The 22,497-nt window shown below is 74.5% G+C and carries 22 protein-coding genes and 1 riboswitch; of the genes, 9 read left to right on the top strand and 13 right to left on the bottom strand.

Annotated elements, in window-relative coordinates; all coding sequences use genetic code 11:
- Positions 1-86: 86 nt before the first annotated feature.
- The 3 genes from AB0N76_RS15215 to AB0N76_RS15205 form a co-directional block, all read right to left on the bottom strand.
- The gene (locus tag AB0N76_RS15215) at positions 87-479 is read right to left on the bottom strand and encodes a DUF3040 domain-containing protein (protein WP_363557102.1); all 393 of its coding nucleotides are present in this window, start codon (positions 477-479) and stop codon (positions 87-89) included.
- A gap of 419 nt (positions 480-898) precedes the next feature.
- The gene (locus AB0N76_RS15210; RefSeq protein ID WP_363557100.1) at positions 899-1,651 is read right to left on the bottom strand and encodes a methyltransferase domain-containing protein; all 753 of its coding nucleotides are present in this window, start codon (positions 1,649-1,651) and stop codon (positions 899-901) included.
- A 101-nt stretch (positions 1,652-1,752) separates the two neighbouring features.
- On the bottom strand, positions 1,753-2,325 hold the full coding sequence (locus tag AB0N76_RS15205) for an SAV_6107 family HEPN domain-containing protein (protein ID WP_363557098.1): 573 nt from the start codon (positions 2,323-2,325) through the stop codon (positions 1,753-1,755).
- A gap of 511 nt (positions 2,326-2,836) precedes the next feature.
- On the opposite strand from AB0N76_RS15205, the gene AB0N76_RS15200 reads away from it, so the two are divergent.
- Complete coding sequence (locus tag AB0N76_RS15200; RefSeq protein ID WP_363557096.1) at positions 2,837-3,463, top strand: DUF4126 domain-containing protein; 627 nt, start codon at positions 2,837-2,839, stop codon at positions 3,461-3,463.
- A gap of 10 nt (positions 3,464-3,473) precedes the next feature.
- Positions 3,474-4,979: an NAD(P)/FAD-dependent oxidoreductase gene (locus tag AB0N76_RS15195; protein WP_363557094.1), complete on the top strand. Its 1,506-nt coding sequence runs from the start codon at positions 3,474-3,476 to the stop codon at positions 4,977-4,979.
- A 19-nt stretch (positions 4,980-4,998) separates the two neighbouring features.
- Here the strand turns inward: AB0N76_RS15195 and AB0N76_RS15190 are convergent, their stop codons facing one another.
- Both AB0N76_RS15190 and metF read right to left on the bottom strand, forming a co-directional pair.
- Positions 4,999-5,907, bottom strand: a complete 909-nt coding sequence (locus AB0N76_RS15190; RefSeq protein ID WP_363557093.1) for a hypothetical protein — start codon at positions 5,905-5,907, stop codon at positions 4,999-5,001.
- A gap of 143 nt (positions 5,908-6,050) precedes the next feature.
- A complete protein-coding gene (gene metF, locus AB0N76_RS15185) occupies positions 6,051-6,965 on the bottom strand; it encodes a methylenetetrahydrofolate reductase [NAD(P)H] (RefSeq protein WP_363557091.1) in 915 nt (304 codons plus the stop codon).
- A gap of 197 nt (positions 6,966-7,162) precedes the next feature.
- Here metF and AB0N76_RS15180 point away from each other — a divergent pair, with 197 nt between their 5' ends.
- On the top strand, positions 7,163-8,269 hold the full coding sequence (locus tag AB0N76_RS15180; protein WP_363557089.1) for a polyprenyl synthetase family protein: 1,107 nt from the start codon (positions 7,163-7,165) through the stop codon (positions 8,267-8,269).
- A gap of 31 nt (positions 8,270-8,300) precedes the next feature.
- On the opposite strand, the gene thiE is transcribed toward AB0N76_RS15180, so the two are convergent.
- From thiE to AB0N76_RS15165, 3 genes are read right to left on the bottom strand one after another with little or no spacing between them, the layout of a single operon-like run.
- On the bottom strand, positions 8,301-8,951 hold the full coding sequence (thiE, locus tag AB0N76_RS15175) for a thiamine phosphate synthase (protein WP_363557087.1): 651 nt from the start codon (positions 8,949-8,951) through the stop codon (positions 8,301-8,303).
- Positions 8,951-9,316: an Rv2175c family DNA-binding protein gene (locus tag AB0N76_RS15170; RefSeq protein WP_363557085.1), complete on the bottom strand. Its 366-nt coding sequence runs from the start codon at positions 9,314-9,316 to the stop codon at positions 8,951-8,953. The genes thiE and AB0N76_RS15170 overlap by 1 nt, the downstream gene beginning before the upstream one ends.
- A 42-nt stretch (positions 9,317-9,358) precedes the next feature.
- Complete coding sequence (locus AB0N76_RS15165; protein ID WP_363557121.1) at positions 9,359-10,582, bottom strand: FAD-dependent oxidoreductase; 1,224 nt, start codon at positions 10,580-10,582, stop codon at positions 9,359-9,361.
- A gap of 108 nt (positions 10,583-10,690) precedes the next feature.
- Positions 10,691-10,803: riboswitch (TPP riboswitch) on the top strand.
- On the opposite strand from AB0N76_RS15165, the gene thiO reads away from it, so the two are divergent.
- The 4 genes from thiO to pknB all read left to right on the top strand — a co-directional run bounded on the left by thiO (position 10,798) and on the right by pknB (position 14,927).
- Complete coding sequence (gene thiO, locus AB0N76_RS15160; protein ID WP_363557083.1) at positions 10,798-11,964, top strand: glycine oxidase ThiO; 1,167 nt, start codon at positions 10,798-10,800, stop codon at positions 11,962-11,964. It overlaps the preceding riboswitch by 6 nt.
- Complete coding sequence (thiS, locus tag AB0N76_RS15155) at positions 11,961-12,170, top strand: sulfur carrier protein ThiS (protein ID WP_363557081.1); 210 nt, start codon at positions 11,961-11,963, stop codon at positions 12,168-12,170. The genes thiO and thiS overlap by 4 nt, the downstream gene beginning before the upstream one ends.
- Before the next feature lie 3 nt (positions 12,171-12,173).
- Positions 12,174-12,971, top strand: coding sequence for a thiazole synthase (locus AB0N76_RS15150; protein ID WP_363557079.1), 798 nt, complete (start codon positions 12,174-12,176; stop codon positions 12,969-12,971).
- Positions 12,972-13,160: 189 nt separating this feature from the next.
- On the top strand, positions 13,161-14,927 hold the full coding sequence (gene pknB, locus AB0N76_RS15145; protein ID WP_363557119.1) for a Stk1 family PASTA domain-containing Ser/Thr kinase: 1,767 nt from the start codon (positions 13,161-13,163) through the stop codon (positions 14,925-14,927).
- Positions 14,928-15,102: 175 nt separating this feature from the next.
- Here the strand turns inward: pknB and AB0N76_RS15140 are convergent, their stop codons facing one another.
- Positions 15,103-15,732 carry a molybdopterin-dependent oxidoreductase gene (locus AB0N76_RS15140; protein ID WP_363557077.1) on the bottom strand — a complete coding sequence of 210 codons (630 nt, stop codon included), beginning with the start codon at positions 15,730-15,732 and terminating at the stop codon, positions 15,103-15,105.
- 230 nt (positions 15,733-15,962) lie between these two features.
- On the opposite strand from AB0N76_RS15140, the gene bfr reads away from it, so the two are divergent.
- Positions 15,963-16,442, top strand: coding sequence for a bacterioferritin (bfr, locus tag AB0N76_RS15135; protein WP_363557075.1), 480 nt, complete (start codon positions 15,963-15,965; stop codon positions 16,440-16,442).
- Positions 16,443-16,485: 43 nt separating this feature from the next.
- Here the strand turns inward: bfr and AB0N76_RS15130 are convergent, their stop codons facing one another.
- Together AB0N76_RS15130 and AB0N76_RS15125 are read right to left on the bottom strand one after the other, a co-directional pair.
- Entirely contained in the window at positions 16,486-16,764 is a 279-nt protein-coding gene (locus AB0N76_RS15130) for a (2Fe-2S)-binding protein (protein WP_363557073.1), read from the bottom strand.
- 156 nt (positions 16,765-16,920) lie between these two features.
- Entirely contained in the window at positions 16,921-18,258 is a 1,338-nt protein-coding gene (locus AB0N76_RS15125) for a class II 3-deoxy-7-phosphoheptulonate synthase (RefSeq protein ID WP_363557071.1), read from the bottom strand.
- Positions 18,259-18,562: 304 nt separating this feature from the next.
- Between AB0N76_RS15125 and AB0N76_RS15120 the strand changes: the two genes are divergently transcribed.
- Complete coding sequence (locus AB0N76_RS15120; RefSeq protein ID WP_363557069.1) at positions 18,563-20,497, top strand: anthranilate synthase family protein; 1,935 nt, start codon at positions 18,563-18,565, stop codon at positions 20,495-20,497.
- A 53-nt stretch (positions 20,498-20,550) separates the two neighbouring features.
- Here AB0N76_RS15120 and AB0N76_RS15115 read toward each other — a convergent pair whose 3' ends face one another.
- Together AB0N76_RS15115 and AB0N76_RS15110 are read right to left on the bottom strand one after the other, a co-directional pair.
- The gene (locus tag AB0N76_RS15115) at positions 20,551-21,228 is read right to left on the bottom strand and encodes a response regulator transcription factor (protein WP_363557067.1); all 678 of its coding nucleotides are present in this window, start codon (positions 21,226-21,228) and stop codon (positions 20,551-20,553) included.
- Complete coding sequence (locus AB0N76_RS15110; protein ID WP_363557065.1) at positions 21,221-22,450, bottom strand: DUF5931 domain-containing protein; 1,230 nt, start codon at positions 22,448-22,450, stop codon at positions 21,221-21,223. Before AB0N76_RS15110 ends, AB0N76_RS15115 begins: the two co-directional genes overlap by 8 nt.
- Positions 22,451-22,497 lie beyond the last annotated feature (47 nt).

Below are 22,497 nucleotides of genomic sequence, written 5' to 3'. Positions count from 1 at the left end.
GGGCGGGCAGTCGGTCCGACTGCCCGCCCTCGTCACATCCGTGTGGTGGCTACCGCGCTACCGCCCGGTCCCGGAGCCCGCCGGGCTCAGAACCCGCCGCCGGTCTGCTCGTCCCGCCGGCGCTGCCACCGCTGCTCCACCCGGTCCATCATCCCGGCCTTGCGACGCGGCGCGGCCGCCGGCCGGGCGCCCTGCGCCTGACCCGCGGGCCCGCGGCGCCAGCCCGTCACCGCGAAGACGGCGCACCCCAGCATCACCAGGAACCCGACCACGCTGACCCAGATCTGGTCGGGTACGACCATGCCGCCCATCAGCAGGCCGATGCCCACCACGAAGCCGCCCACGGCCAGGTAGACCCGGCGGCGGGTGTGGGTGCGCAGACCGGTTCCCTCAAGCGCCGACGCGAATTTGGGATCTTCGGCATACAGCGCTCGCTCCATCTGGTCGAGCAGTCGCTGCTCGTGCTCCGAGAGCGGCACGGAGTCCTCCTACTCGTCGGTCGCGGGTGCGACCGGTCCGCCGCCCCGGTCGGGGTGGCAAAGTCCAATCAGCCTTCAGAACACGCGGTCGGACGCCTGTGCGGGGGCCCGGGCCCGTGTCGTCCATATGCCCCGAGCATCCGGCGGTCATGCTTTCCGGCTTTACCCAGATCATACGGTCCACGCGCCCTCGGCGGAGTGGTCGACCACGCGTGGGCCCGGCCACTTCGGCGGCTCCTCGCCGCACTGTGCTCAACGCGGCAAGGTTCGGACAAGTGCCCGATCCGATGGAATCGGCCCGGACCTGGGGAGATCCCGAGGAGACGGCGAGGAGAAGCCGGGTGGACGGGCAGGCGGCGGGGAGCGGACGCCGGGTGGACGAGGGGTGAACGGGAGGCGGCGGGCGGCGGACGGCCCGGTCAGGCCAGGGTGGCCAGCAGGTGGAGCTGGGTGGCCACGGCGTGGAAGGCGGGCTGCCCGGCGGCGGCCTCCTCCAGCTTGAGCAGCGCCTCCAGCGCACCCGGCTCGGTGTCCACCAGGACGCCCGGCACCAGGTCGGCGAAGACCCGGACCCCGTGCACCGACTCCACCCGCAGGCCGGCGCCGACCGCCAGCCGGTCCAGCTCCTCGCCGGTGAAGCGGCGCGGCATCGGGTCGCTGTCGCCCCAGCGGCCGTCCACGGCGCCCAGCACCGCGCGGGCCTCGGCGAAGTGGCCGCCGAGCGCCCGGGCGAGCACCGCGCCGTTGCGGTTGGCGGCGAGCAGGCTGACGAAGCCGCCCCGGCGCAGCGCGCCGGCCAGGCTGCCGAGCGCCTCGGCCGGGTCGTCGACGACCTCCAGCACGCCGTGGCAGAGCACCGCGTCGACGGTGCCGGGCGTGACCAGCTCGGGCAGCGTCTGGGTGTCGCCCTGCACGGCGCGGACCAGGTCGGTCACACCGGCCTCGGCGGCCCGCCGCTCCAGCGCGAACAGCGCGTCCGGGCTCGGGTCGACCACCGTGACGCGGTGGCCCAGCCGGGCCACCGGCACGGCGAAGTTGCCGGTGCCGCCGCCGGTGTCCAGCACGTCGAGCACCGGCTGGTCCAGTTCGGCCACCCGCTTCTCCAGGGCGGCGCGCACCACCTCCCACACCACGGCGGTACGCAGGGCGCTGCGGGGACGCGTCGGGTACAAGGCGAGGCTCCTTGGACGTGCAGTGTCGATCAGGTTGTCTCCACCTTAGGCCCTGTCCGGCCCGGCCCCCGTCCGGCCGCCCCCGCCGGCTCCTCACCCCGTCATCCGGCCTCCCCCGCGTCCGCGGCGCCGTCCAGCGGCAGGCGCGGGGCGGGCGGGGCGGCGTGCAGGCCCAGCAGCCGCTCGACCAGCCGGAGGAACAGCGCCGAGTTGCGGATCAGGTCGTCGGCGTCGCGGTCCGAGGCCGCGCCCCGGATGCCCGCCACGGCGGCCGCCCGGCGCTGCGCGCCCGCCGCGAAGTACGGCGCCCACTCGGCGAGCTCGGGCGCCACCTCGGGCAGCACCTCCCAGGCGCTGCGGATCGCCCGGCGGCGCCGCTCGCTCTTCTCCGGACGCCCCCGCACGGCGAGCACCGCGGCGACGGTGCGCAGCGCGGCGAGGTGCGCGTCGGCGTAGCGCTCCAGCGGGTCGGCCAGGGCGCGGGCCCGGTCGAGCGTGCGATGGGCCTCGGTGAGCAGGTCGAGCGCGGCGGGCGGGGCGCCGGCCCGGCGCGACACCGGGTGGACGTCGGCACCGGCGGTCGGCCGGTGGACGGCGGGGCGCGGCGCGGCGCCCGGTCGGTAGGCGGCGGAGTGGAGGCGGGCGGTGACGTGCTCAGGCTGGCTGATGGTCATGGTCTCCCCCGGTCCGAGGCAGCGCGCGGGCCGGGTGGCCCGTGCCCCTCCATCGTGACCGGCACCACTGACAATCCGGCCGGGCACCGAAGCGCCGTCCCCCCACGGACGGCGCTTCGGAACCTCCCGGTGCTCCCCCGGTCCCCCGGCTTCCCCCCGGCTTCCCCCCGGTGGTGCCGGCCCCCCTGGCCCGCTCCGCCGCCCCGTGTCGGCGGTGCGCGGCCTCCCGCCGGCTCCGCTGCGGACTCCCCCGGGGGTGTTTCCGCCGGACCCCCGTGGCCGGCGGACACCACCCGTCCGCAACACCGGTCCGAGGCGCCCGACGCGCCGCCGTCCCGGTGCCACCACTTTGACGTCTCCGCAGGTCGCGGGCCATCCGCACAGCTACTCAATCCGTCGTCTGAGTATCCGTACTCAGACGGTCGGGACGGGAACCACGGGTCGCGCCGGCCGCGTCCCGGTACGGTACGGCGAGCCGGGCGGATCCCGGCGGGCACTCCGAGGAGGAACGATGACGATCATCCCGCTGATCTTCACCAGCGGGCTGGCGAGCGGGATCAACGCGTACGCGGTGGTACTGCTGCTCGGCCTGCTGGGCCGGTTCGCCGGAGCCGACTCGGTGCCGCCGGCGCTGGAGCGCACCGATGTGCTGATCGCGGCCGGCGTGCTGTTCCTGCTGGAGGCGGTGGCCGACAAGATCCCGTACGTGGACAGCGTCTGGGACGTCGCCCACACGGTGATCCGGCCGATCGCCGGCGCCACCGTGGGCGCGCTGATCGCCTCCACCGACCCGGGCTCGCTGAGCGAGGTCGCGGCCGGCGCGATGGGCGGCACGACGGCGCTGGTCAGCCATCTGGTGAAGGCCTCGCTGCGGATGGCGGTCAACACCTCGCCGGAGCCCGCCAGCAACATCGCGGTCTCGCTGACCGAGGACGTCTCGGTGGCCGGCCTGGTCACCCTGGCGATCTTCCACCCCTGGCTGGCCGCCTCGATCGCGGCCGTGCTGCTGGTGATCGGCCTGCTGCTGGTCTGGTTCGCGGTCAACCGGATCCGCGCCTTCCGCGCCCGCCGCCGCGAACGCAAGGCCGCCCGCGCCGCCGGCCGACCCGTGGAGGAAGTGCCGCTCCGACGGTCCTAGGATCAGGACCATGGCACGGATCGTCATCATCGGCGCAGGAATGAGTGGGCTCGCGGCGGCCTCCCGGCTGGCGACCCTCGGGCACCGGGTGACGGTCTGCGAGGCGCGCGGCACGTACGGCGGCATGGTCGGCCGCTACGAGCGGGACGGCTTCGCCTTCGACACCGGCCCCGGCCTACTCACCCTGCCCGCCGTCTACCGCGACCTCGCGCTGAAGACCGGCCGGGAGCCGCTGGAGCAGCTGGTCGAGCTCGGCCCGGTCGACCCGGAGAGCCGGCACCTGTTCGCCGACGGCACCGCCCTGGCCCTGCCCAACGCCTCCCGGGGCGGCGTCGTCCAGGCCCTCGACCAGGCCTTCGGCCCGGGCGCGGGCGAGCGCTGGGCCACCGTGCTCAACCACGGCCGCACGGTCTGGGAGGCGACCCGCCGCCCGCTGCTGGAGGAGCCGCTGCCCGCCGACCCCAAGCCGCTGCACACCGACCCGTACCCGGTGCCCGGGCCGGAGCGGCGCGGCCTCTTCGGCTGGCTGCGCGGCCCGCGCCAGTGGACGCTCGCCGAGGTCGCCGCCGAGCAGCTCGGCGGGCACCCGGGCCTGACCGCCCTGCTGCACGAGCACGCGCTGCGGTTCGGCCTCGACCCGCGCACCGCCCCCGCCGGGGCCACCGTGCTGCCGTACATGGAGCAGTCCTTCGGCGTCTGGTACGTGCGGGGCGGCCTGCGCGCGCTGGCCGACGCGGTCTACCGGCGCTGCGAGCAGCGCAAGGTGGAGTTCCGCTTCGAGACCCCGGTCGCCAAGGTGGTGGTCGAGGACGGCCGGGTGTGCGGGGTGCAGACCAAGGGCGACCGGATCGACGCCGACCTGGTGGTCTCCTCGATCGACGCCCGGGTGCTGCACACCCAGTGGATGGGCCCGGCCGAGTCCTCGGACGACTGGCCGGCCTCGGCCGACCGGCTGCACGGCGTGCCGGGGCGGGTCAGCGTGCTGCTCGCCCTGCGCGGCGCGCGTCCGGACGGCACGGCGCACCGCACGGTGGTGCACGCCCCCGACCCGGCGGCCGAACTGTCCGGGATCTTCGGCCCCGGTCCCCGGCCGCCGTACACCCCCACCGTCCAGGTGCTGCGCCCGGACGACCCGTCGCTGCACCCCGAGGGCCACGAGAGCGTCGTCCTCACCGCGACCACCCCCTCGCTGGACCTGGACTGGGGCGCGCCCGGGGTGGCCGACGCCTTCGCCGACCGGATGCTCGACCACGTCGACGCGGCCGGTCTCGGACTGCGCGACCGCCTGCTCTGGCGGGTGGTCCGCACCCCGGAGCACACCGAGCGCGAGGCCGGTTCCTTCTTCGGTTCCGTCCCGCCGCCCGCCCTGGCCGGCGTCGGCGGCGGCCTGCTCCAGGCCCCGAACGAGGACTTCCCCGGCCTCTACCTCACAGGCGGCGCCGCCCACCCCGGCGGCGGACTGGCCCGGGTCGGCATGTCCGCCTGCATCGTCGCCAACCTCATCGGCCCCGCCTGAGCCGGGCCGCCGTCCGGGGTCAGGCCTGCTGCTGCCAGGTGGGGTGCTGCTGCTGGTAGCCGTACTGGTCGTACTGGGGCTGCTGGGGGATGCCGGTGTGCGGGTCGGGCTGCTGCGGGGTCTGCCACTGCTGCTGCTCGTAGCCGTACTGGCCCTGCTGGCCCTGGAGCTGGTCCGGGGACTGCGGCTGGGCCTGCTGCTGGTAGCCGTAGGGGTCCGGCTGCTGCTGGTAGCCGCCGTACGGGTCGGGCTGCTGCTGGTAGCCGCCGTAGCCCTGGTCGTAGGCGAAGGCCGGCTGCTGCGGGGACTGCCACTGCTGCTGCTCGTAGCCGTACTGGCCCTGCTGCTGCGCGGGGTCGTAGCCGGCCTGGTAGGCCTCCGGGTAGGCGTCCTGCTGCGGGACGGCCTGGAGCAGCTCGGTCTGCTGCTGCTCGTAGTAGGCGGGCGCGTAGACGCCGTCGGCGGCCAGTTCCTGCATCTCGAAGGCCGCGGTCTGCTCGACGGCCGGGGTGTCCTCCACCGCCGGGACCGGCTCCGGGGCCTCCTCGACGGCGCCGACCTCGCCGACCCGCTCCACCGCGACCGCGGTCGCCACGGCCACCGCGCCGCCGCCGGTGAGCGCGCCGAGCAGCGGCACCTTGGCGAGCGGTCCGGGCAGACCGCCGTCGGCCTTGCGCAGCGACCAGCCGCCCGCGTAGCCGCGCTTCACGGAGAGGGTGACGAAGGTCTGGCCGACCGCGAACATCGCCGCGCCGACCCCGATCACCGGGACCGAGCCGATCGCCATGCCGCCGGCCACCGCGAGGAAGCCGACCAGGGCGAGTCCGCGCCAGTGCAGCGGGGCCCGGTTCTGCAGCAGCAGCTCGGCGACCAGCCAGAGCGCCACCACCGCCAACGCGACGTACAGCAGCAGGTATCCGATGCCCATCCCGCCCGCTACCTCCAGTCGCGTGCCCGCGCCCGCCGCGCGTGTGCCGCGACTGTACCGGTTCAACGGCCCGGGTACCGCATCGCGTTCCCGTCCGCCGGGCAGGATCCGAGCGGTGTCGGCGGACGGGGACGCGCCGCAGCTCAGCGGCGGTGCAGACCGAGGTTCTGGTAGATCTCCAGGGTCGCCGTCGAGTGGTTCAGCGTGATGAAGTGCAGGCCGGGGGCGCCCTCCGCGAGCAGCCGCTCGGACATCGCGGTGGCGTGCTCCATGCCGATCTCGCGCAGCGCCGCCGGATCGTCGGTGACCGCGCGCAGCCGGGCCTCCAGGTCCGGCGGGAAGGCCGAACCGCTCAGCTGCGGGAACCGCTCCAGCTGCTTGGCGTTGGTGACCGGCATGATCTCCGGGATGATCGGCGCGTCGCAGCCGGCGGCGGTCACCCGGTCGCGCAGCCGCAGGTAGTCGTCGACCTCGAAGAACATCTGGGTGATGGCGTAGTCGGCGCCGGAGCGGATCTTCGCGACGAAGTGCCGGATGTCGTCGTCCCAGTTCGTCGACCTCGGGTGCATGTTCGGAGAGGCGGCCACGCCGACGCAGAAGTCCCCGATGCCCTTGATCAGCTCGACCAGCTCGTACGCGTAGGTGACGCCCTGCGGGTGGCGGACCCACTCGCCCAGCGGGTCGCCGGGCGGGTCGCCGCGCACCGCGAGGACGTTCCGTACGCCCTGGTCGGCGTACTGGCCGATGATGTTGCGCAGCTCGGCGATCGAGTGGTCGACGGCGGTCAGGTGGGCGACCGGGGTGAGCGTGGTCTCGGTGGCGATCCGCCCGACCATGTTGACGGTGCGCTCGCGCGAGGAGCCGCCGGCCCCGTAGGTCATGCAGACGAAGTTGGGGTCGAGCGGTTCGAGCCGCCGGATGGCGTCCCAGAGCTTCTGCTCGCCGACCTCGGTGCGCGGCGGCATGAACTCGAAGGAGAAGGACCGCTTTCCGGCTGCCAGCAGTTCACGAACCGTCTGTGCGCGGTCCGGTCTGGTCGAAGCGATACCGAGTGCCATGCTGGCAGATTAGCCGCCGGACGAAGGGCTCGGACAACTCGGTCCCAGCTTTTGAGACAGCGGTTGGACGCCGTCGCGGGCCGAGCACGTCATCCGCGCGGTCGCCGTCCGGCAACTCGACCGAAACTCGCCCGTACGGATGTTCCCCTCCGCCCCGGATACCCTTGCTGCACCCCAGCTACCTCCGGAGCCCCATCGTGACCTCGTCCAGCCAGCGGCCGGCCAATCCCATTGACGTGGAGGACGTGCGCGAGCGCGTCAACGCCGCCCTCACCGGCTTCATGGACGGCCAGTCGGCCCTGCTCGGCAAGGTCTCCCCGCAGCTGGAGCCGGTCTCCGAGGCGCTGCGCGACTTCCTGCTGGACGGCGGCAAGCGGCTCCGGCCGGCGTTCTGCTACTGGGGCTGGCGCGGCGCCGGCGGCTCGGCGGACGGGGACGGGATCGCCCGCGCGGCGGCCGCCCTGGAACTGCTGCAGGCCAGCGCGCTGGTCCACGACGACCTGATGGACCGCAGCGACACCCGGCGCGGCCTGCCGTCGGTGCACCGCCGGTTCGAGGCGCTGCACCGCACCCACGGCTGGCGCGGGGACCGCGAGCAGTACGGCGCCTCGGCGGCGGTGCTGCTCGGCGACCTGCTGCTGATCTGGTGCGACGAGCTGTTCCAGCGCTGCGGCCTGGACCCGGCGGCGGTGCAGGCCGCCAAGCCGATGTTCGACCTGATGCGCACCGAGGTCATGGTCGGCCAGTACCTGGACGTGCTGGAGCCGGTGGCCGGGGACTCCACCGACCCCGGGGCGCTGGAGCGGGCGCAGACCGTACTGCACTACAAGTCCGCCAAGTACACGATCGAGCGACCCCTCCAGGTCGGCGCGCTGCTCGCGGGCGCCGAGCCGGCCCTGGTGGCGGCGTACGGGGCGTTCGGCCTGCCGCTGGGCGAGGCGTTCCAGCTGCGGGACGACCTGCTCGGCGTCTTCGGCGACCCGGCGGTCACCGGCAAGCCGGCCGGCGACGACCTGCGCGAGGGCAAGCGGACCCTGCTGGTCGCGCACGCGATGCGCGGGCTGCCGGCCGCCGACGCCCGGCACCTGGACGAGCGGCTGGGCGCGCCGGACCTGACCGCGGCCGAGGTCGCCGAGCTGCGCGGGCTGGTGGCCCGCAGCGGCGCGCCGGAGCTGGTCGAGCGGCGGATCGAGGAGCTGATGCGGCAGTCGCTGGCCGCGCTGGCGGCGGCGCCGCTGGCGGACGAGCGGGCCCGCGAGACGCTGCTGGCGCTGGCCGAGGCCGCCACCGTCCGCAAGTACTGAGAGCAGCACGCGGACGGCGGCGGCCGTCGCGTCAGAGCGCGCGCAGCCGCCGGGCGAACTCGGCGGCCGCGGCCCCCGGGTCGTCCGCGCCGGTGATCGCCCGGACCACCACGACCCGGCGGGCGCCGGCCGCCAGCACCTCGTCCAGGTTGCCGAGGTCGATGCCGCCGATGGCGAACCACGGCCGGTCGGTGGACTGCTTCGCCGCGTACTCGACCAGGCCGAGGCCCGGCGCGTGGCGGCCCGGCTTGGTCGGGGTCGGCCAGACCGGCCCGGTGCAGAAGTAGTCGACGCCGGGCTCGGCGATCGCCGCGTCCACCTCGGACTCCGCGTGGCAGGACCGCCCGATCAGCACCTCGTCGCCGAGGATCGCGCGGGCGGCCGGCACCGGCAGGTCGTCCTGCCCGAGGTGCAGCACGTCCGGACCGGCCGCGTGGGCGACGTCGGCGCGGTCGTTGACGGCCAGCAGCCGGCCGTGCCGCCGGCAGGCGTCGGCGAACACCTCCAGCGCGGCGAGCTCCTGCTTCGCCTCCAGCCCCTTGTCCCGGAGCTGGACGATGTCCACGCCGCCGGCCAGCGCGGCGTCCAGGAACTCGGCGAGGTCGCCCTGCTCGCGCCGGGCGTCGGTGCACAGGTAGAGCCGGGCGTCGGCGAGCGCGCGGCGCGGCGAGTCCGCCGCCATCAGATCAGCATCGCCTGGGCGCGGCGCTTGACCTCGGTGCCGCGGTTCTCCCGCAGCGCCTGGATCGGGCTGCCGGGCAGCGACGGGTCCTCGGTGAAGAGCCACTCCAGGATCTCCACGTCGTTGTACCCGCAGTCGCGCAGCACGGTCAGGGTGCCGATCAGGTGCTTGACCGGGCCGTCCTCGTCGATGAACGCCGCCGGGACCTGCAGCGACTTGTTGGGGCCGCGGCGGATGGCGATCAGGTCACGCTTCCTGACCATGTCGCGGACCTCGGTGACCACCACACCCCACTTCTCCGAGATGTCGGGGAGGTACGTCCACTCGGTGATCAGGGCTTCGATCTTGCTTTCGTTCTCACTCACGGCACCAGCCTGCCACTTCCGCGGCCCGCCGCGCACCACGCGCTAGGCGGCGGCCGACTTCAGCGGCACCGCCGGGTCGGCCGCGCGGGCCGGGTCCAGGGCGGTGCCGCGCTCGATCAGCCGCCGGCCCTGGGTGAGGTCGCGCGGGCGGTCCACCGTGAGCAGGGCGCGCAGGACGCCGTCGCGCAGCCAGAGCACCGACCAGTCCGGGTCGTCCGGCGAGCCGCGCCACAGCAGCTCGTCGTCCGCGCCGTGCCGCCCGGCGTACTGCACCATCCGCCCGAACTGCTCGGACCAGAAGTACTGCACCGGGTCGTACGGCGGCGCGTCCGCGCCCAGCACCGAGGCGGCGGCGGCCGCGCCGGACTGCAGCGCGTGGTCCCAGTGCTGGACGGTCAGCCGGGCGCCGGAGCGCGCCGAGAGGTAGCTGACGCAGTCGCCGGCCGCGTACACGCCCGGCAGCGTGGTGCGCAGCCGCTCGTCCACCAGGACGGCGCCGGCCGCGTCCAGCCCGACCCCGGAGCCGGCCAGCCAGCCGGTGGCCGGGCGGGCGCCGACGCCGACCAGCACCTCGTCGGCCGGCAGGTGCGAGCCGTCCGCGAGCAGCACCGCCCCCGGTTCGACGGCGGTGACGCCGGTGCCGCAGCGCAGGTCGACCCCGGCGGCGGCGTACCAGGCGGCCATCGCCCGGCCGACCTCGGCGGGCAGCGCGCCGGGGACGGGCGCCGGGCCGGCCTCGACCACGGTGACCTCGCAGCCGGCCGCCCGGGCGGCGGTGGCCACCTCGGCGCCGATCCAGCCCGCGCCGACCAGCACCAGGCGCAGGCCGGGGCGGAGCAGGGCGCGCAGCGCGAGCGCGTCGTCCAGGGTGTGCAGCAGGTGGGCCCGCTCGGCGCCGGGCAGGGCGCGCGGCTCGGCGCCGGTGGCGATCACCAGCGCGCCGTACGGGAGGTCCCCGGCGTCGGTGTGCAGCACGCCGGGGGTGCCGGCCGTTGCCGGGGTGAGGCCGGTGGCCCGGCGGCCGGTGAGCAGCTCGACGCCGAGCGCTCCGAGGTCGAGGTCGAGGGGGGTGGCGTCGGCCTTGCCGAGCAGGACGTCCTTGGAGAGCGGCGGCCGGTCGTACGGCGCGTGCGGCTCCTCGCCGAGCAGGGTGACCGGCCCCTGCCAGCCGTCCCGCCGCAGCGCCGCGGCGCAGTGCGCCCCGGCCAGTCCGGCGCCCACCACGACCACCCGGTCCGTCCGTCCGACCTGCTCTGTTCCGCTCAGCTCTGCCACGCCCGCCACTGTACTCAGCCAGGTCCCGGGCCCTCCGGCCTAGGCCGGGACCTCCGTAACAGGTGCCTTCAGCGGCCCCGCTCCCCGGAGTTAAGGTGGGGGCACCATCACGGGAGCCCGGCGTACCGGGCTGAGAGGCGGGCTGACACGGCCTGCGACCGTCCGAACCTGATCCGGGTCATACCGGCGAAGGGAGAGCAGCGACTTTGACACGCTTGGCACCGGGCGGCGCCCACGCCGACGTGCTGGTGGTCGGCGGCGGCGTCATCGGACTGGTGGTCGCCTGGCGGGCGGCCCAGCGCGGACTGCGCGTCACCGTGCTCGACCCGGCCCCCGGCGGCGGCGCCGCGCAGGTCGCGGCCGGCATGCTCGCCCCGGTCACCGAACTCCAGTACGGCGAGGAGCCGTTGCTGCGGCTCGGGATGGCCTCCAACGAGCGGTACGCGGCCTTCGCCGCCGAACTCGCCGAGGCCGCGGGCGGCCAGGACACCGGCTACCGGCAGTGCGGCACGATCGCCGTCGCCCTGGACGCGGACGACCGCGAAGAGCTGCGCGAGCTGCACGCCTTCCACCTCCGGCTCGGCCTGGACTCGCGGTGGCTCACCGGCCGCGAGGCCCGCCGGCTGGAGCCGATGCTCGCCCCGGGCGTCCGGGGCGGCCTGCACGTCACCGACGACCACCAGGTGGACGGCCGCCGGCTGTCCCGCGCGCTGGTCCTGGCCTGCGAGCGGGCGGGCGTCGTGCTGCACCGCGCCGAGGCCGCCGAGCTGCTGGTCGAGGGCGACCGCGCGACCGGCGCCCGCACCACCACCGGCGAGCGCGTCGACGCCGACCGGGTGGTGCTCGCGGCCGGCTCCCGCAGCCACCTGCTGCCCGGCCTGCCGCCGGGCGTGCTGCCCCCGATCCGCCCGGTCAAGGGCCAGATCCTGCGGCTGCGGGTGCCCGCGGCGTACCGGCCGTTCCTGTCCCGGAACGTGCGCGCCGTGGTCCGCGGCGGCCACCTCTACCTGGTGCCGCGCGCCGACGGCGAGCTGGTGATCGGCGCCACCACCGAGGAGCAGGGCCACGACACCACGGTCACCGCCGGCGGCGTCTACGAGCTGCTGCGCGACGCGCACGAGCTGGTGCCCGGCATCACCGAGCTGCCGCTGGTGGAGACCGCCGCCGGGCTGCGCCCGGGCTCGCCGGACAACGCGCCGCTGCTCGGCCCGACCGCCCTGCCCGGCCTGGTCGCCGCCACCGGCCACTACCGCAACGGCGTCCTGCTCACCCCGGTCACCGGCGACCTGCTCGCCGAGTACCTGGCCACCGGCACCCTGCCGGAGCTCGCCGAGCCGTTCTCCCCCACCCGCTTCACGAAGGTCCCCGTATGAGCGACATCACCCTGAGCGTCAACGGCGAGCCCCGCGCGGTGCCCGCCACGACCACCCTCGCCGAGGTGGTGGCCACCCTCAGCCAGGCCCACTCCGGCGTCGCCGCCGCGCTGAACGAGGCCGTGGTGCCGCGCACCGCGTGGTCGCGCACGCCGCTGGCCGCGGGCGACCGGATCGAGATCCTCACCGCTGTCCAGGGAGGCTGACCGATGGCCGACGACCTTCTGACCATCGCCGGCACCGCCTTCGGCTCGCGGCTGATCATGGGCACCGGCGGCGCCCCCAGCCTGGACGTCCTGGAGCAGGCGCTGCGGGTCTCCGGCACCGAGCTGACCACGGTGGCGATGCGCCGGGTGAACGCCAGCACCCAGGGCTCGGTGCTCGACGTGCTGACCCGCAACGGCATCCGGGTGCTGCCCAACACGGCGGGCTGCTTCACCGCCGGGGAGGCCGTGCTGACCGCCCGGCTGGCCCGCGAGGCGCTCGGCACCGACTGGGTGAAGCTGGAGGTGATCGCCGACGAGCGGACCCTGCTGCCGGACCCGATCGAGCTGCTGGACGCCGCCGAGACGCTGGTGGACGACGGCTTCACCGTGCTGCCCTACACCAACGACGACCCGGTGCTGGCCCGCAAGCTGGAGGACGTCGGCTGCGCGGCGATCATGCCGCTGGGCTCGCCGATCGGCTCCGGTCTCGGCATCCGCAACCCGCACAACTTCCAGCTGATCGTGGAGGCCGCGAACGTCCCGGTGATCCTGGACGCCGGCGCGGGCACCGCCTCGGACGTCGCGCTGGCGATGGAGCTGGGCTGCGCCGCGGTGATGCTGGCCTCCGCGGTGACCAGGGCGCAGGACCCGGTGCTGATGGCGGAGGCGATGCGGCACGCCGCCGAGGCGGGCCGGCTGGCCCACCGGGCGGGCCGGATACCGCGCCGCTTCCACGCCGAGGCCTCCTCGGCGATGGCCGGCCGCGCCGAACTGGACACCCGCGAGCGCCCCGCCTTCTGAGACTCGCCCACTCGCCTCCGGACCGCTCCGACCCGGCGCCGACGGTCGGCGGGCACGGCACCGGCGCGGCCCTTTGGCTCGGGGCGGGCCGATCATCGGCCCGGTGTCACAAACCGGGCACAGAGCGGCCCCGGGGGCGGTGTCCCCCGGGGCCGCCCGCCCGCCGCCCCCTAAAATCGCGGGGTGGACATGACCCTGCGCGACCCCCTGATCGGTACCCTGCTCGACGGCCGGTACCGGGTCGAGCGGCGGATCGCCGCCGGTGGGATGTCCACCGTCTACCAGGGCACCGACACCCGGCTCGACCGGGTGGTGGCGCTCAAGGTGATGCACCCCTCGCTGGCCGGCGACACCGCGTTCACCACCCGCTTCATCCGCGAGGCCAAGGCCGTCGCCCGGCTCGCCCACCCGAACGTGGTCAACGTCTTCGACCAGGGCGCGGACGGCGGAAACGTTTTCCTCGCCATGGAGTACGTACCCGGCCGCACCCTGCGCGACCTGCTGCGCGACCGGGGCGCGCTGTCCGTGCGGGCCGCGCTGGACATCCTGGAACCGGTGCTCGCCGCGCTCGGCGCCGCCCACCGGGCCGGCCTGGTCCACCGCGACGTCAAGCCCGAGAACGTGCTGATCACCGACGACGGCCTGGTCAAGGTCGCCGACTTCGGCCTGGTCCGGGTGCTGAACGCGGCCGACGGCGCGGCCACCTCCACCACCTCGACCACCGACACCGTGCTCGGCACCGTCTCCTACCTGGCCCCGGAGCAGATCCGCCCGGGCGACGAGACCGACCAGCGGGTGGACGTCTACGCGGCCGGCATCCTGCTGTACGAGATGCTCACCGGCTCCCGTCCGCACACCGGCGAGAACCCGGTCCAGGTGATGTACCGCCACCTGCACGAGGACGTCCCGGCCCCGTCCGCCGCCGTCCCCGGCGTCGTCGCCGAGCTGGACGCGATAGTGGCGGCCGCCTGTGCCCGCGACCGCGCCGCCCGCCCCTACGACGCGGTCGAGCTGCTCGCCGCGCTCCAGCGGGTCCGCCGGCTGCTCACCCCGGCCCAGCTGGACGCCGAACCGCCCGCCTCCACCCGGACCAGCCCGCGGTACCCGACCAGCGAGCCCACCTCGGTGATCACCCCCGCGCCGGGGGTCGAGCGGACCAGCGTGCTGGACGTGCCGCCGGACCTCATGGAGCAGCTGCTCACCGAGCCGCGCCCGTACGACGAGCCGCCGCCCGAGCGAACCCGCCGCCGCGAGCGGTCCGCCCTCGCCCGCCGGCTGCCGCGCAAGCCGCTGGTCTGGGCGGCCGTGCTGGCCGCCCTGGTGCTGCTGGTCGGCGGCGCGACGTACGCGCTCTCCGGCGCGCTGTACGGCACGGTGCCGGGCGTGCTCGGCAAGGACCGGGTGGAGGCGCAGCGGATCCTGGACGGCGCGGGCCTGCACGGGCGGGTCGCCGAGGTGTACAGCGAGTCCGTCCCGGCCGGCCAGGTGATCGCGGCCGACCCGGGGGTGGGCGCCCGGACCAGGAAGAGCGACCCGGTCACGCTGACCGTCTCGCGCGGGCCGAAGCGGATCGCCGTGCCGGACCTGGTCGGCCGCCCGTCCGCGCAGGCCGCCTCGACCCTGGCCGGGGCGCAGCTGGCGGCCGGCACGGTGACCGAGACCTTCAGCGACACCGTCCCGGAGGGGTCGGTGATCAGCAGTTCGCCGGCGGCCGGGCAGCAGGTGCCGGAGAACACCCCGGTCACGCTGGTGGTCAGCAAGGGCATGGTGGCGGTCCCGGACGTCACCGGGATGACCAAGGAGGCGGCCGAGAAGGCGCTCCAGGCGGCCGGGTTCTCCATGCAGAGCAGCGGGATCAACCTGTTCGGCACCGGGAAGGTGACCAGCCAGTCCCCCGCGGCCGGCGAGCGCCGCCCGCAGCGCACCGTGGTGACGGTCAGCTTCCCGTTCCTCTAGGGCCTGTCTCTTGGATTTTGTCGGATCAGGTCGCGGCGTCAGGGTGCGTGCATCGCAAGGCGGAGGAGGAAGCCACTGCGGAGCATTGGTGACCGACGACAACGCGGCGAGGTGCGTGCCCTGGCGTCGCGACCCCGGCAAGGATCCAAGAGACAGGCCCTGGGCCGCCCGGGCCCTACCGGAGCGGGCCGTCGCCGGGCTCCTCCTGGTGGGAGTAGCGCTGCTCGCGCCAGGGGTCGGCGAGGTTGTGGTAGCCGCGCTCCTCCCAGAAGCCGCGCCGGTCGGCCCGCATGTACTCGACCGCGCGGACCCACTTGGGGCCCTTCCAGGCGTACAGCTTCGGGACGACCAGCCGGACCGGGAAGCCGTGCTCGGCGGTGAGCGTCTCGCCGTTGCGGTGGGTGGCGAGCAGCGTGGTCGGGTCGGCGAACTCGGCGAGCCCCAGATTGGCGCTGTAGCCGTACTCCGCCCAGACCATCACATGGGTGACGTCCTCGGCGGGCGGCACCAGGTCGAGCAGGACGGCGGTCGACACGCCCGTCCAGTCGCTGTCGAGCACCGAGAACTTGGTGACGCAGTGCAGGTCGGCCCGGACGGTGGTGCGGGGCAGGGCGTTGAAGGCGGCGAAGTCCCAGCTGGCCTTCTCCGCCGAGGCGGTCGCCCCGAACACCTGGAGGTCCCAGCTCAGCGGCTTGAAGCGGGGCACCGGCCCGTAGTGCAGCGCGGGCCAGCCGCGTTGCACGCGCTGGCCCGGCGGGAGCCTCGGGTCAGACGGCGGCGGTGGTTCTTGTTCGGACTGACCCATGGATCCATGGTGACAGACGGCGGACGGCGCCCGGCGCGCGCCCCTTTCCCACCTCGCACGCCCCGCTCGTACGGGTCAACGATCCACCCATCGGACCGGCAAATCGGATATTCCGACACATGTCCTAGTGAGTGTGAACTTACTGGAATTTCCTCCCATAGCGGTGCCAGGATGCGTGCAGCCGGGGGGTACGGCCGAGATTCCCGGACGCACAGCAGGAAGGCAGCGCCATGAAGGGCGACGCAGAGGTCATCGAATTCCTCAACGAGCAGCTCACCGCCGAGCTGACCGCAATCAACCAGTACTTCCTGCACGCCAAGATGCAGGAGAACTTCGGCTGGACGAAGCTCGCCAAGTACACCCGGCACGAGTCGTTCGACGAGATGAAGCACGCCGAGACGCTCACCGACCGGATCCTCTTCCTGGACGGGCTGCCCAACTACCAGCGACTCTTCCACGTCCGGATCGGGCAGACGGTCAAGGAGATGTTCGAGGCCGACCGGCAGGTCGAGGTCGAGGCGATCGACCGGCTGAAGCGCGGGATCGTGGTGATGCGGGCCAAGAACGACGTCACCTCGGCCAACATCTTCGAATCGATCCTGGCGGACGAGGAGCACCACATCGACTACCTCGACACCCAGCTCGAACTGCTGGAGAAGCTCGGGGAGGCGCTCTACCTCGCGCAGCTGATCGAGCAGCCGGAGTCCTGAGCCCTCACCCGGCGGGGTTCGGCGGGTTCAGGCGGCCCGGGGTTCAGGCGGCGCGCAGCGGGGTCACCGGGGCGGCGGCCGCGGCGGGCGCCTGGACCGAAGGGTCCTCCGGGTCGGCCAGGCCCAGCTTGGCGGCGAGCCGGGCGGTCGGGCAGGGGCGGGCGCCGTGCTCACCGAGCAGGGCCTGGATCCGGCGGACGCAGGACCCGCAGTCGGTGCCGGCCTTGCAGCCCTTGGCTATCTGGCGCGGCGTGTTGGCGCCCGCGTCGATCGCCTTCTTCACCTGGGCCTCGGTGACCGCATGGCACATGCACACGTACATCGCGGTCTCTCCCGGGGTGGAGCGAAAGTGGATCTTGACTAAGGCATGCCTTAGTTCACTAAGCCTCACCTTACCCGGCGTTCCGGGTACCAAAAAGCCCCTCCGGGCTCGGGAATCCCGAATCCGGAGGGGCCTTCGTCACATCCGCGACGATCCTCAGTTGGTGCCGCGGTACATCTCCGCCACCAGGAACGCCAGGTCCAGCGACTGGCTGCGGTTGAGGCGCGGGTCGCAGGCCGTCTCGTAGCGCTGGTGCAGGTCGTCGACCAGCACCTCGTCGCCGCCGCCGACGCACTCGGTGACGTCGTCGCCGGTCAGCTCCACGTGGATGCCGCCCGGGTGGGTGCCGAGCGCGCGGTGCACCTCGAAGAAGCCCTTGACCTCGTCGAGCACGTCGTCGAAGCGGCGGGTCTTGTGCCCGCTGGACGCCTCGAAGGTGTTGCCGTGCATCGGGTCGCAGATCCAGACCGGCTGGGCGCCGGAGGCGGTGACCTTCTCCACCAGGGTGGGCAGGTGGTCGCGGACCTTGCCCGCGCCCATCCGGGTGATGAAGGTGAGCCGGCCGGGCTCGCGCTCCGGGTCGAGCTTCTCGATCAGGGTGAGCGCCTCGTCGACCGTGGTGGTCGGGCCGAGCTTGACCCCGATCGGGTTGCGGATCTTCGAGGCGAACTCGATGTGCGCGTGGTCCAGCTGACGGGTGCGCTCGCCGATCCACACCATGTGGCCGGAGACGTCGTACAGCTCGCCGGTGCGCGAGTCCACGCGGGTCAGCGCGGTCTCGTAGTCGAGCACCAGCGCTTCGTGGGAGCTGAAGAACTCGACCGTCTTGAACTCCTCCGGCGCCACGCCGCAGGCGTTCATGAAGGCCAGCGCGTTGTCGATCTCGCGGGCCAGCTGCTCGTAGCGCTGACCGGCCGGCGAGTTGCGCACGAAGTCCTGGTTCCAGGCGTGCACCTGGCGCAGGTCCGCGTAACCACCGGTGGTGAAGGCGCGCACCAGGTTGAGCGTCGCGGCGGACGCGTTGTACATCCGCTTCAGGCGCTCCGGGTCCGGGATCCGGGACTCGGGGGTGAAATCGAAGCCGTTCACCGAGTCGCCGCGGTAGACCGGCAGGGTCACGCCGTCCCGGGTCTCGGTCGACTTCGAGCGCGGCTTGGAGTACTGGCCGGCGATCCGGCCGACCTTCACCACCGGCACGGAGGCCGCGTAGGTCAGCACGGCCGCCATCTGGAGCAGGGTCTTCAGCTTGTTGCGGATGTGGTCGGCGGAGACGCCGTCGAAGGCCTCGGCACAGTCACCGCCCTGCAGCAGGAACGCCTCACCACGGGCCACGGCACCGAGCCGGGCGCGCAGCTGGTCACACTCGCCGGCGAAGACGAGCGGCGGATACGAGGCGAGCTCGGCAAGGGTCTTGCGCAGAGCCTCTTGGTCCGGCCATTCAGGCTGCTGCGCCGCGGGCAGGGACTGCCAGGTGTGGAGATTCGTCACGGTCACGCAGTCAAGGCTACGGGGTGCGGCAACCGTTTTGTGACCACCGCCCGATGGGTGAGACACCTTGCGGACATTCGGGTGACGCACCTCGCCCCGCCCCGGGGATCCGCTACGCTCGACCCCGTGAACACGCCGCACACCTTCTCCTGGTGGTGGGCCGACCCCTCGGGTGGCCCACAGCCCGCGCGTTCCTAAGACGCACACGACGGCCGCCCCTCGGGGCGGCCGTCGGCGTTCTCCAGCCGGACGAGGCCCTCCCGGGAGCGGAACCCAGCCCCGCCCAGCCACCCGGAAGGACGCCGTTACCGTGACCCGCGCCGCCGACCTGCTCGCCCGCCTCACCGCCGCCGACGCCCCGGCCTTCGCCCTGCTGCACCGCCGCACCCCGCGCACCGCCCCGGACACCGTCGAGGTCCTGCTCGGCACCGTCGACGACTACGACCGGCTGGCCGACCTGCCGGTCCGGCACGGCGTCCCCGCCGACGGCCCCCGGCACGACCTGCTCGCGCTCGTCCCCTACCGGCAGATCCGCGAGCGCGGCTTCGAGGCGCACGACGACGCCACCCCGCTGCGGGCCCTCTCGGTCACCGAGCAGTACGCCCTGCCGCTGGCCGAGCTCACCGCCGCGCTCCCGCGGGTCCCGGTCGCGCTGACCGGCGGCGGCTTCGACATCGACGACGCCGAGTACGCCGGGATCGTCCGCCGGGTGATCGAGGACGAGATCGGCCGCGGCGAGGGCGCCAACTTCGTCATCCGCCGCGACTTCACCGCCACCCTGGAGGACTTCTCGCCCGCCCTGGCGCTGACCCTGTTCCGCCGGCTGCTGGAGCAGGAGCGCGGCGCCTACTGGACCTTCCTGGTCCACACCGGGGACCGCGTCCTGGTCGGCGCCTCCCCCGAGGTGCACGTGCGGCAGAGCGGCGGCACCGTCGTGATGAACCCGATCTCCGGCACCTACCGCTATCCGGCCGCCGGCGCCGACCTCGACTCGCTGCTCTCCTTCCTCCACGACCCCAAGGAGCTGGAGGAGCTGACCATGGTGGTCGACGAGGAGCTCAAGATGATGTGCACCGTCGGCGACCTCGGCGGCCAGGTGCTCGGCCCCCGGCTCAAGGAGATGTCCCACCTCGCGCACACCGAGTACGAGCTGCGCGGCCGCACCTCGCTGGACGTCCGCGAGGTGCTCAAGGAGACCATGTTCGCCGCCACCGTCACCGGCAGCCCGGTGCAGAACGCCACCCGGGTGATCAAGCGGTACGAGCGGAGCGGCCGCGGCTACTACTCCGGCGCGCTCGCCCTGATCGGCCGCGCCGCCAGCGGCGGCCAGCTGCTCGACTCCCCCATCTGCATCCGCACCGCCGACATCGACCCGGCCACCGGCCGGCTCGCCGTCCGGGTCGGCGCCACCCTCGTCCGGCACTCCGACCCGGACTCCGAGGTCGCCGAGACGCACGCCAAGGCGGCCGGGGTGCTCACCGCGATCGGCGCCCGCCCCGCCCCGGCCCGGCTCTCCGGCCCGACCGGCCCCCGGCTCGCCGACGACCACCGGGTGCAGGCCGCGCTGGACGCCCGGCGCACCGGCCTGGCCCCGTTCTGGCTGCGGATGCAGCAACCGGCCACGCCCGTCGAGGGGCTGGAGACCCTGGTGGTCGACGGCGAGGACACCTTCACCTCGATGCTCGCCCACCTGCTGACCTCGCTCGGCCACCGGGTCACCGTGCTCCGCTACGACGAGCCGGGCCTGCGCGCGCGGGTCGCCGCCCACCGCGGCCCGCTGGTGCTCGGCCCCGGCCCGGGCGACCCGGCCGCCGCCGACGACCCCAAGATGGCGGTGCTGCGCCCGATCGCCGCCGACGCGCTGGCCGACGTCCGCGCCGGCCGGCGGACCGCCCCGCTGCTCGCCGTCTGCCTCGGCCACCAGCTGCTGTCCACCGCGCTCGGCCTGCCGCTGGCCCGCAAGGCCGTCCCCTACCAGGGCGCGCAGGAGGCCGTCGACCTGTTCGGGACCAGGCGGACGGTCGGCTTCTACAACGCCTTCACCGCCCGCTGCTCGGACCGGGACGCCGCCCGGCTGGCCGCCGAGGGCGTCGAGGTGGCCCGCGACCCGCTGACCGGCGACGTGCACGCGCTGCGCGGGCCGGGCTTCGCCGGGCTCCAGTTCCACCCGGAGTCGGTGCTCACCCGGGAGGGCGTGGAGATCGTCGCCGGGCTGCTCCGCGAGACGGCCGCCGCCCGGCGCTGAGGACGGACGCCGGAGGGCGGGCGCCGGGGGCGGACGCCGCCCGCCCCCGGCGCTCAGATCTCGTCGTCCAGCCCCTGCTCGATCGCGTACCGGACCAGCTCGACCCGGTTGTGCAGCTGGAGCTTGCCCAGGGTGTTCTGGACGTGGTTCTGCACGGTGCGGTGGGAGAGCACCAGCCGGTCGGCGATCTGCCGGTACGACAGGCCCTTGGCCACCATCCGCAGCACCTCGGTCTCCCGGGCGGTCAGCTGCGGGACGGCGGGCGCGGCCGGGGCGGGCGGCTCGGCGGCCAGCCGGCGGAACTCGCCCAGCACCAGCCCGGCCAGGCCCGGGGTGAAGACCGCGTCGCCGACGGCGGTGCGGCGCACCGCGTCCAGCAGCTCCTCCCGCCCGGCCGACTTGACCAGGTAGCCGGTCGCCCCGGACTTCACCGCCTCCAGCACGTCCGCGTGCTCGCCGCTCGCGGAGAGCACCAGCACCCGCACCGACGGGTCCTGGGCGACCACCTCGCGGCACACCTCGGCGCCGGACAGGCCGGGCAGGTTGAGGTCGAGCACCACGACCTGCGGGGAGCAGGCGCGGGCCCGGCGGACGGCCTCCTCGCCGTCCCCGGCGGTGGCCACCACGTCCAGGCCGGCCTCGGCGAGGTCGCGGGAGACGGCGTCGCGCCACATCGGGTGGTCGTCCACCACCATCACCCGCACGGGCGGGGCGGTCGGCTGGTCAGTCATGGTCGGCACCCTTTCGCGGGAGGTCGTGGGGGAAGGTCGGGTCCGGGCCGCCGCGCGGGACCCGGAGCTCCACCTCGACGCCCTCCCCGGGCGCCGAGTACAGCTCGGCCGTGCCGCCGAGGTCCAGCAGCCGGCCGCGGATCGACTGGGAGACGCCGAGCCGCCCGGCCCGTTCCGCCTCGCCGAGCCGCCCCGGCGCGAAGCCCGGGCCGTCGTCGCGGATCGAGACGGTGACGGCGTCCGGCTCGTCCTCGACCAGGATCCAGGCGTGCGCGGCGGGCCCGGCGTGCCGGCGGACATTGTCAACCGCGGCGCCGACCGCGGCGGCCAGCTCACCGGCCGCCCGGCCGGGCAGCGGCACCGGGGTCCCGGGCGCGGAGACGGTGATCCGCTCGTCCGCGTACGGGGCGAGCAGCGCGCGCAGGTCCTGCGGCTGCTCCGGCTCGCGCTGGCCGGGCAGCGGGCCGCCGCTCATCAGCGCGCGCAGGGCGCGCTCCTGCTCACCGGCCAGCCGGCCCAGCTCGGCGAAGTCCGCGCCGCCGGCCGGCGCCTCGGCGCCCCGGCGCTGGACCAGGGCGAGCACCTGGAGCACGCCGTCGTGGATGTCCCGGGAGAGCCGCTCGCGCTCCCGGGTGGCTGCCTCGACCTGGAGCGCCCGGGTGAGCGTCGCCTCGCTGGCCCGGGCCAGTTCGATGACGTAGCCGATCGCGCAGCCGGCCACCATCAGCAGCACGATGTTGTGGATGTTGTCGCCGGTCGGGCCGCCGTGGCCGAGGATGTTGGCCACCCCGATCACCGAACCGGCGGCCGCCGCCCAGCGCCAGCCGCCCCGGCCGGCGAAGCCGAGCACGGTGCCGGCCGCCCAGATGGTCGGCAGGGTCGGCGCGCCGTGGCCCACCCGGGCCGGGTCGTCGATCATCCCGCTCATCACGATGCCGGTGACGACCAGCGTGAGGTCGGTGCCGAGCACGTACCAGGTGCAGCGGTCCGGGCCGGAGAAGGCCCGGGTGGAGGCGAGCGTCCAGAGGATCAGCGCGCCGAAGTAGATCCAGCCGGCGACCGGGTGGCGGAACTCCAGGTAGGAGTCGAAGTACCGGAGCAGCGCGTAGCAGAGCGCCAGCACCCGGAACGCGGATATCGCCCGCCAGAGCGGCAGTTCGACGGACATGCCGCCCGCCGCCACCGCGCCGGGTACCACCCCGGCTCTGCCGCCGTCCGTCATCCGTGCCGCCCCTCCCCCGGTGCCCGGCCGGCCCCGGTTCAGGCCGG

It is taken from the genome of Kitasatospora sp. NPDC093806 (assembly GCF_040683335.1).
In the GTDB taxonomy this organism is placed as follows: domain Bacteria; phylum Actinomycetota; class Actinomycetes; order Streptomycetales; family Streptomycetaceae; genus Kitasatospora.
This window is presented reverse-complemented; position numbering and strand designations above follow the sequence as displayed.

Excerpts from the sequence above, each read along its gene's own strand:
- AB0N76_RS15205 (WP_363557098.1), bottom strand. The coding sequence starts at position 2,325 with ATGACCATCAGCCAGCCTGAGCACGTCACCGCCCGCCTCCACTCCGCC.
- AB0N76_RS15200 (WP_363557096.1), top strand. The coding sequence starts at position 2,837 with ATGACGATCATCCCGCTGATCTTCACCAGCGGGCTGGCGAGCGGGATC.
- AB0N76_RS15195 (WP_363557094.1), top strand. The coding sequence starts at position 3,474 with ATGGCACGGATCGTCATCATCGGCGCAGGAATGAGTGGGCTCGCGGCG.
- AB0N76_RS15190 (WP_363557093.1), bottom strand. The coding sequence starts at position 5,907 with ATGGGCATCGGATACCTGCTGCTGTACGTCGCGTTGGCGGTGGTGGCG.
- metF (WP_363557091.1), bottom strand. The coding sequence starts at position 6,965 with ATGGCACTCGGTATCGCTTCGACCAGACCGGACCGCGCACAGACGGTT.
- thiE (WP_363557087.1), bottom strand. The coding sequence starts at position 8,951 with ATGGCGGCGGACTCGCCGCGCCGCGCGCTCGCCGACGCCCGGCTCTAC.
- thiS (WP_363557081.1), top strand. The coding sequence starts at position 11,961 with ATGAGCGACATCACCCTGAGCGTCAACGGCGAGCCCCGCGCGGTGCCC.
- AB0N76_RS15150 (WP_363557079.1), top strand. The coding sequence starts at position 12,174 with ATGGCCGACGACCTTCTGACCATCGCCGGCACCGCCTTCGGCTCGCGG.
- pknB (WP_363557119.1), top strand. The coding sequence starts at position 13,161 with ATGACCCTGCGCGACCCCCTGATCGGTACCCTGCTCGACGGCCGGTAC.
- AB0N76_RS15140 (WP_363557077.1), bottom strand. The coding sequence starts at position 15,732 with ATGGGTCAGTCCGAACAAGAACCACCGCCGCCGTCTGACCCGAGGCTC.
- bfr (WP_363557075.1), top strand. The coding sequence starts at position 15,963 with ATGAAGGGCGACGCAGAGGTCATCGAATTCCTCAACGAGCAGCTCACC.
- AB0N76_RS15130 (WP_363557073.1), bottom strand. The coding sequence starts at position 16,764 with ATGTACGTGTGCATGTGCCATGCGGTCACCGAGGCCCAGGTGAAGAAG.
- AB0N76_RS15115 (WP_363557067.1), bottom strand. The coding sequence starts at position 21,228 with ATGACTGACCAGCCGACCGCCCCGCCCGTGCGGGTGATGGTGGTGGAC.
- AB0N76_RS15110 (WP_363557065.1), bottom strand. The coding sequence starts at position 22,450 with ATGACGGACGGCGGCAGAGCCGGGGTGGTACCCGGCGCGGTGGCGGCG.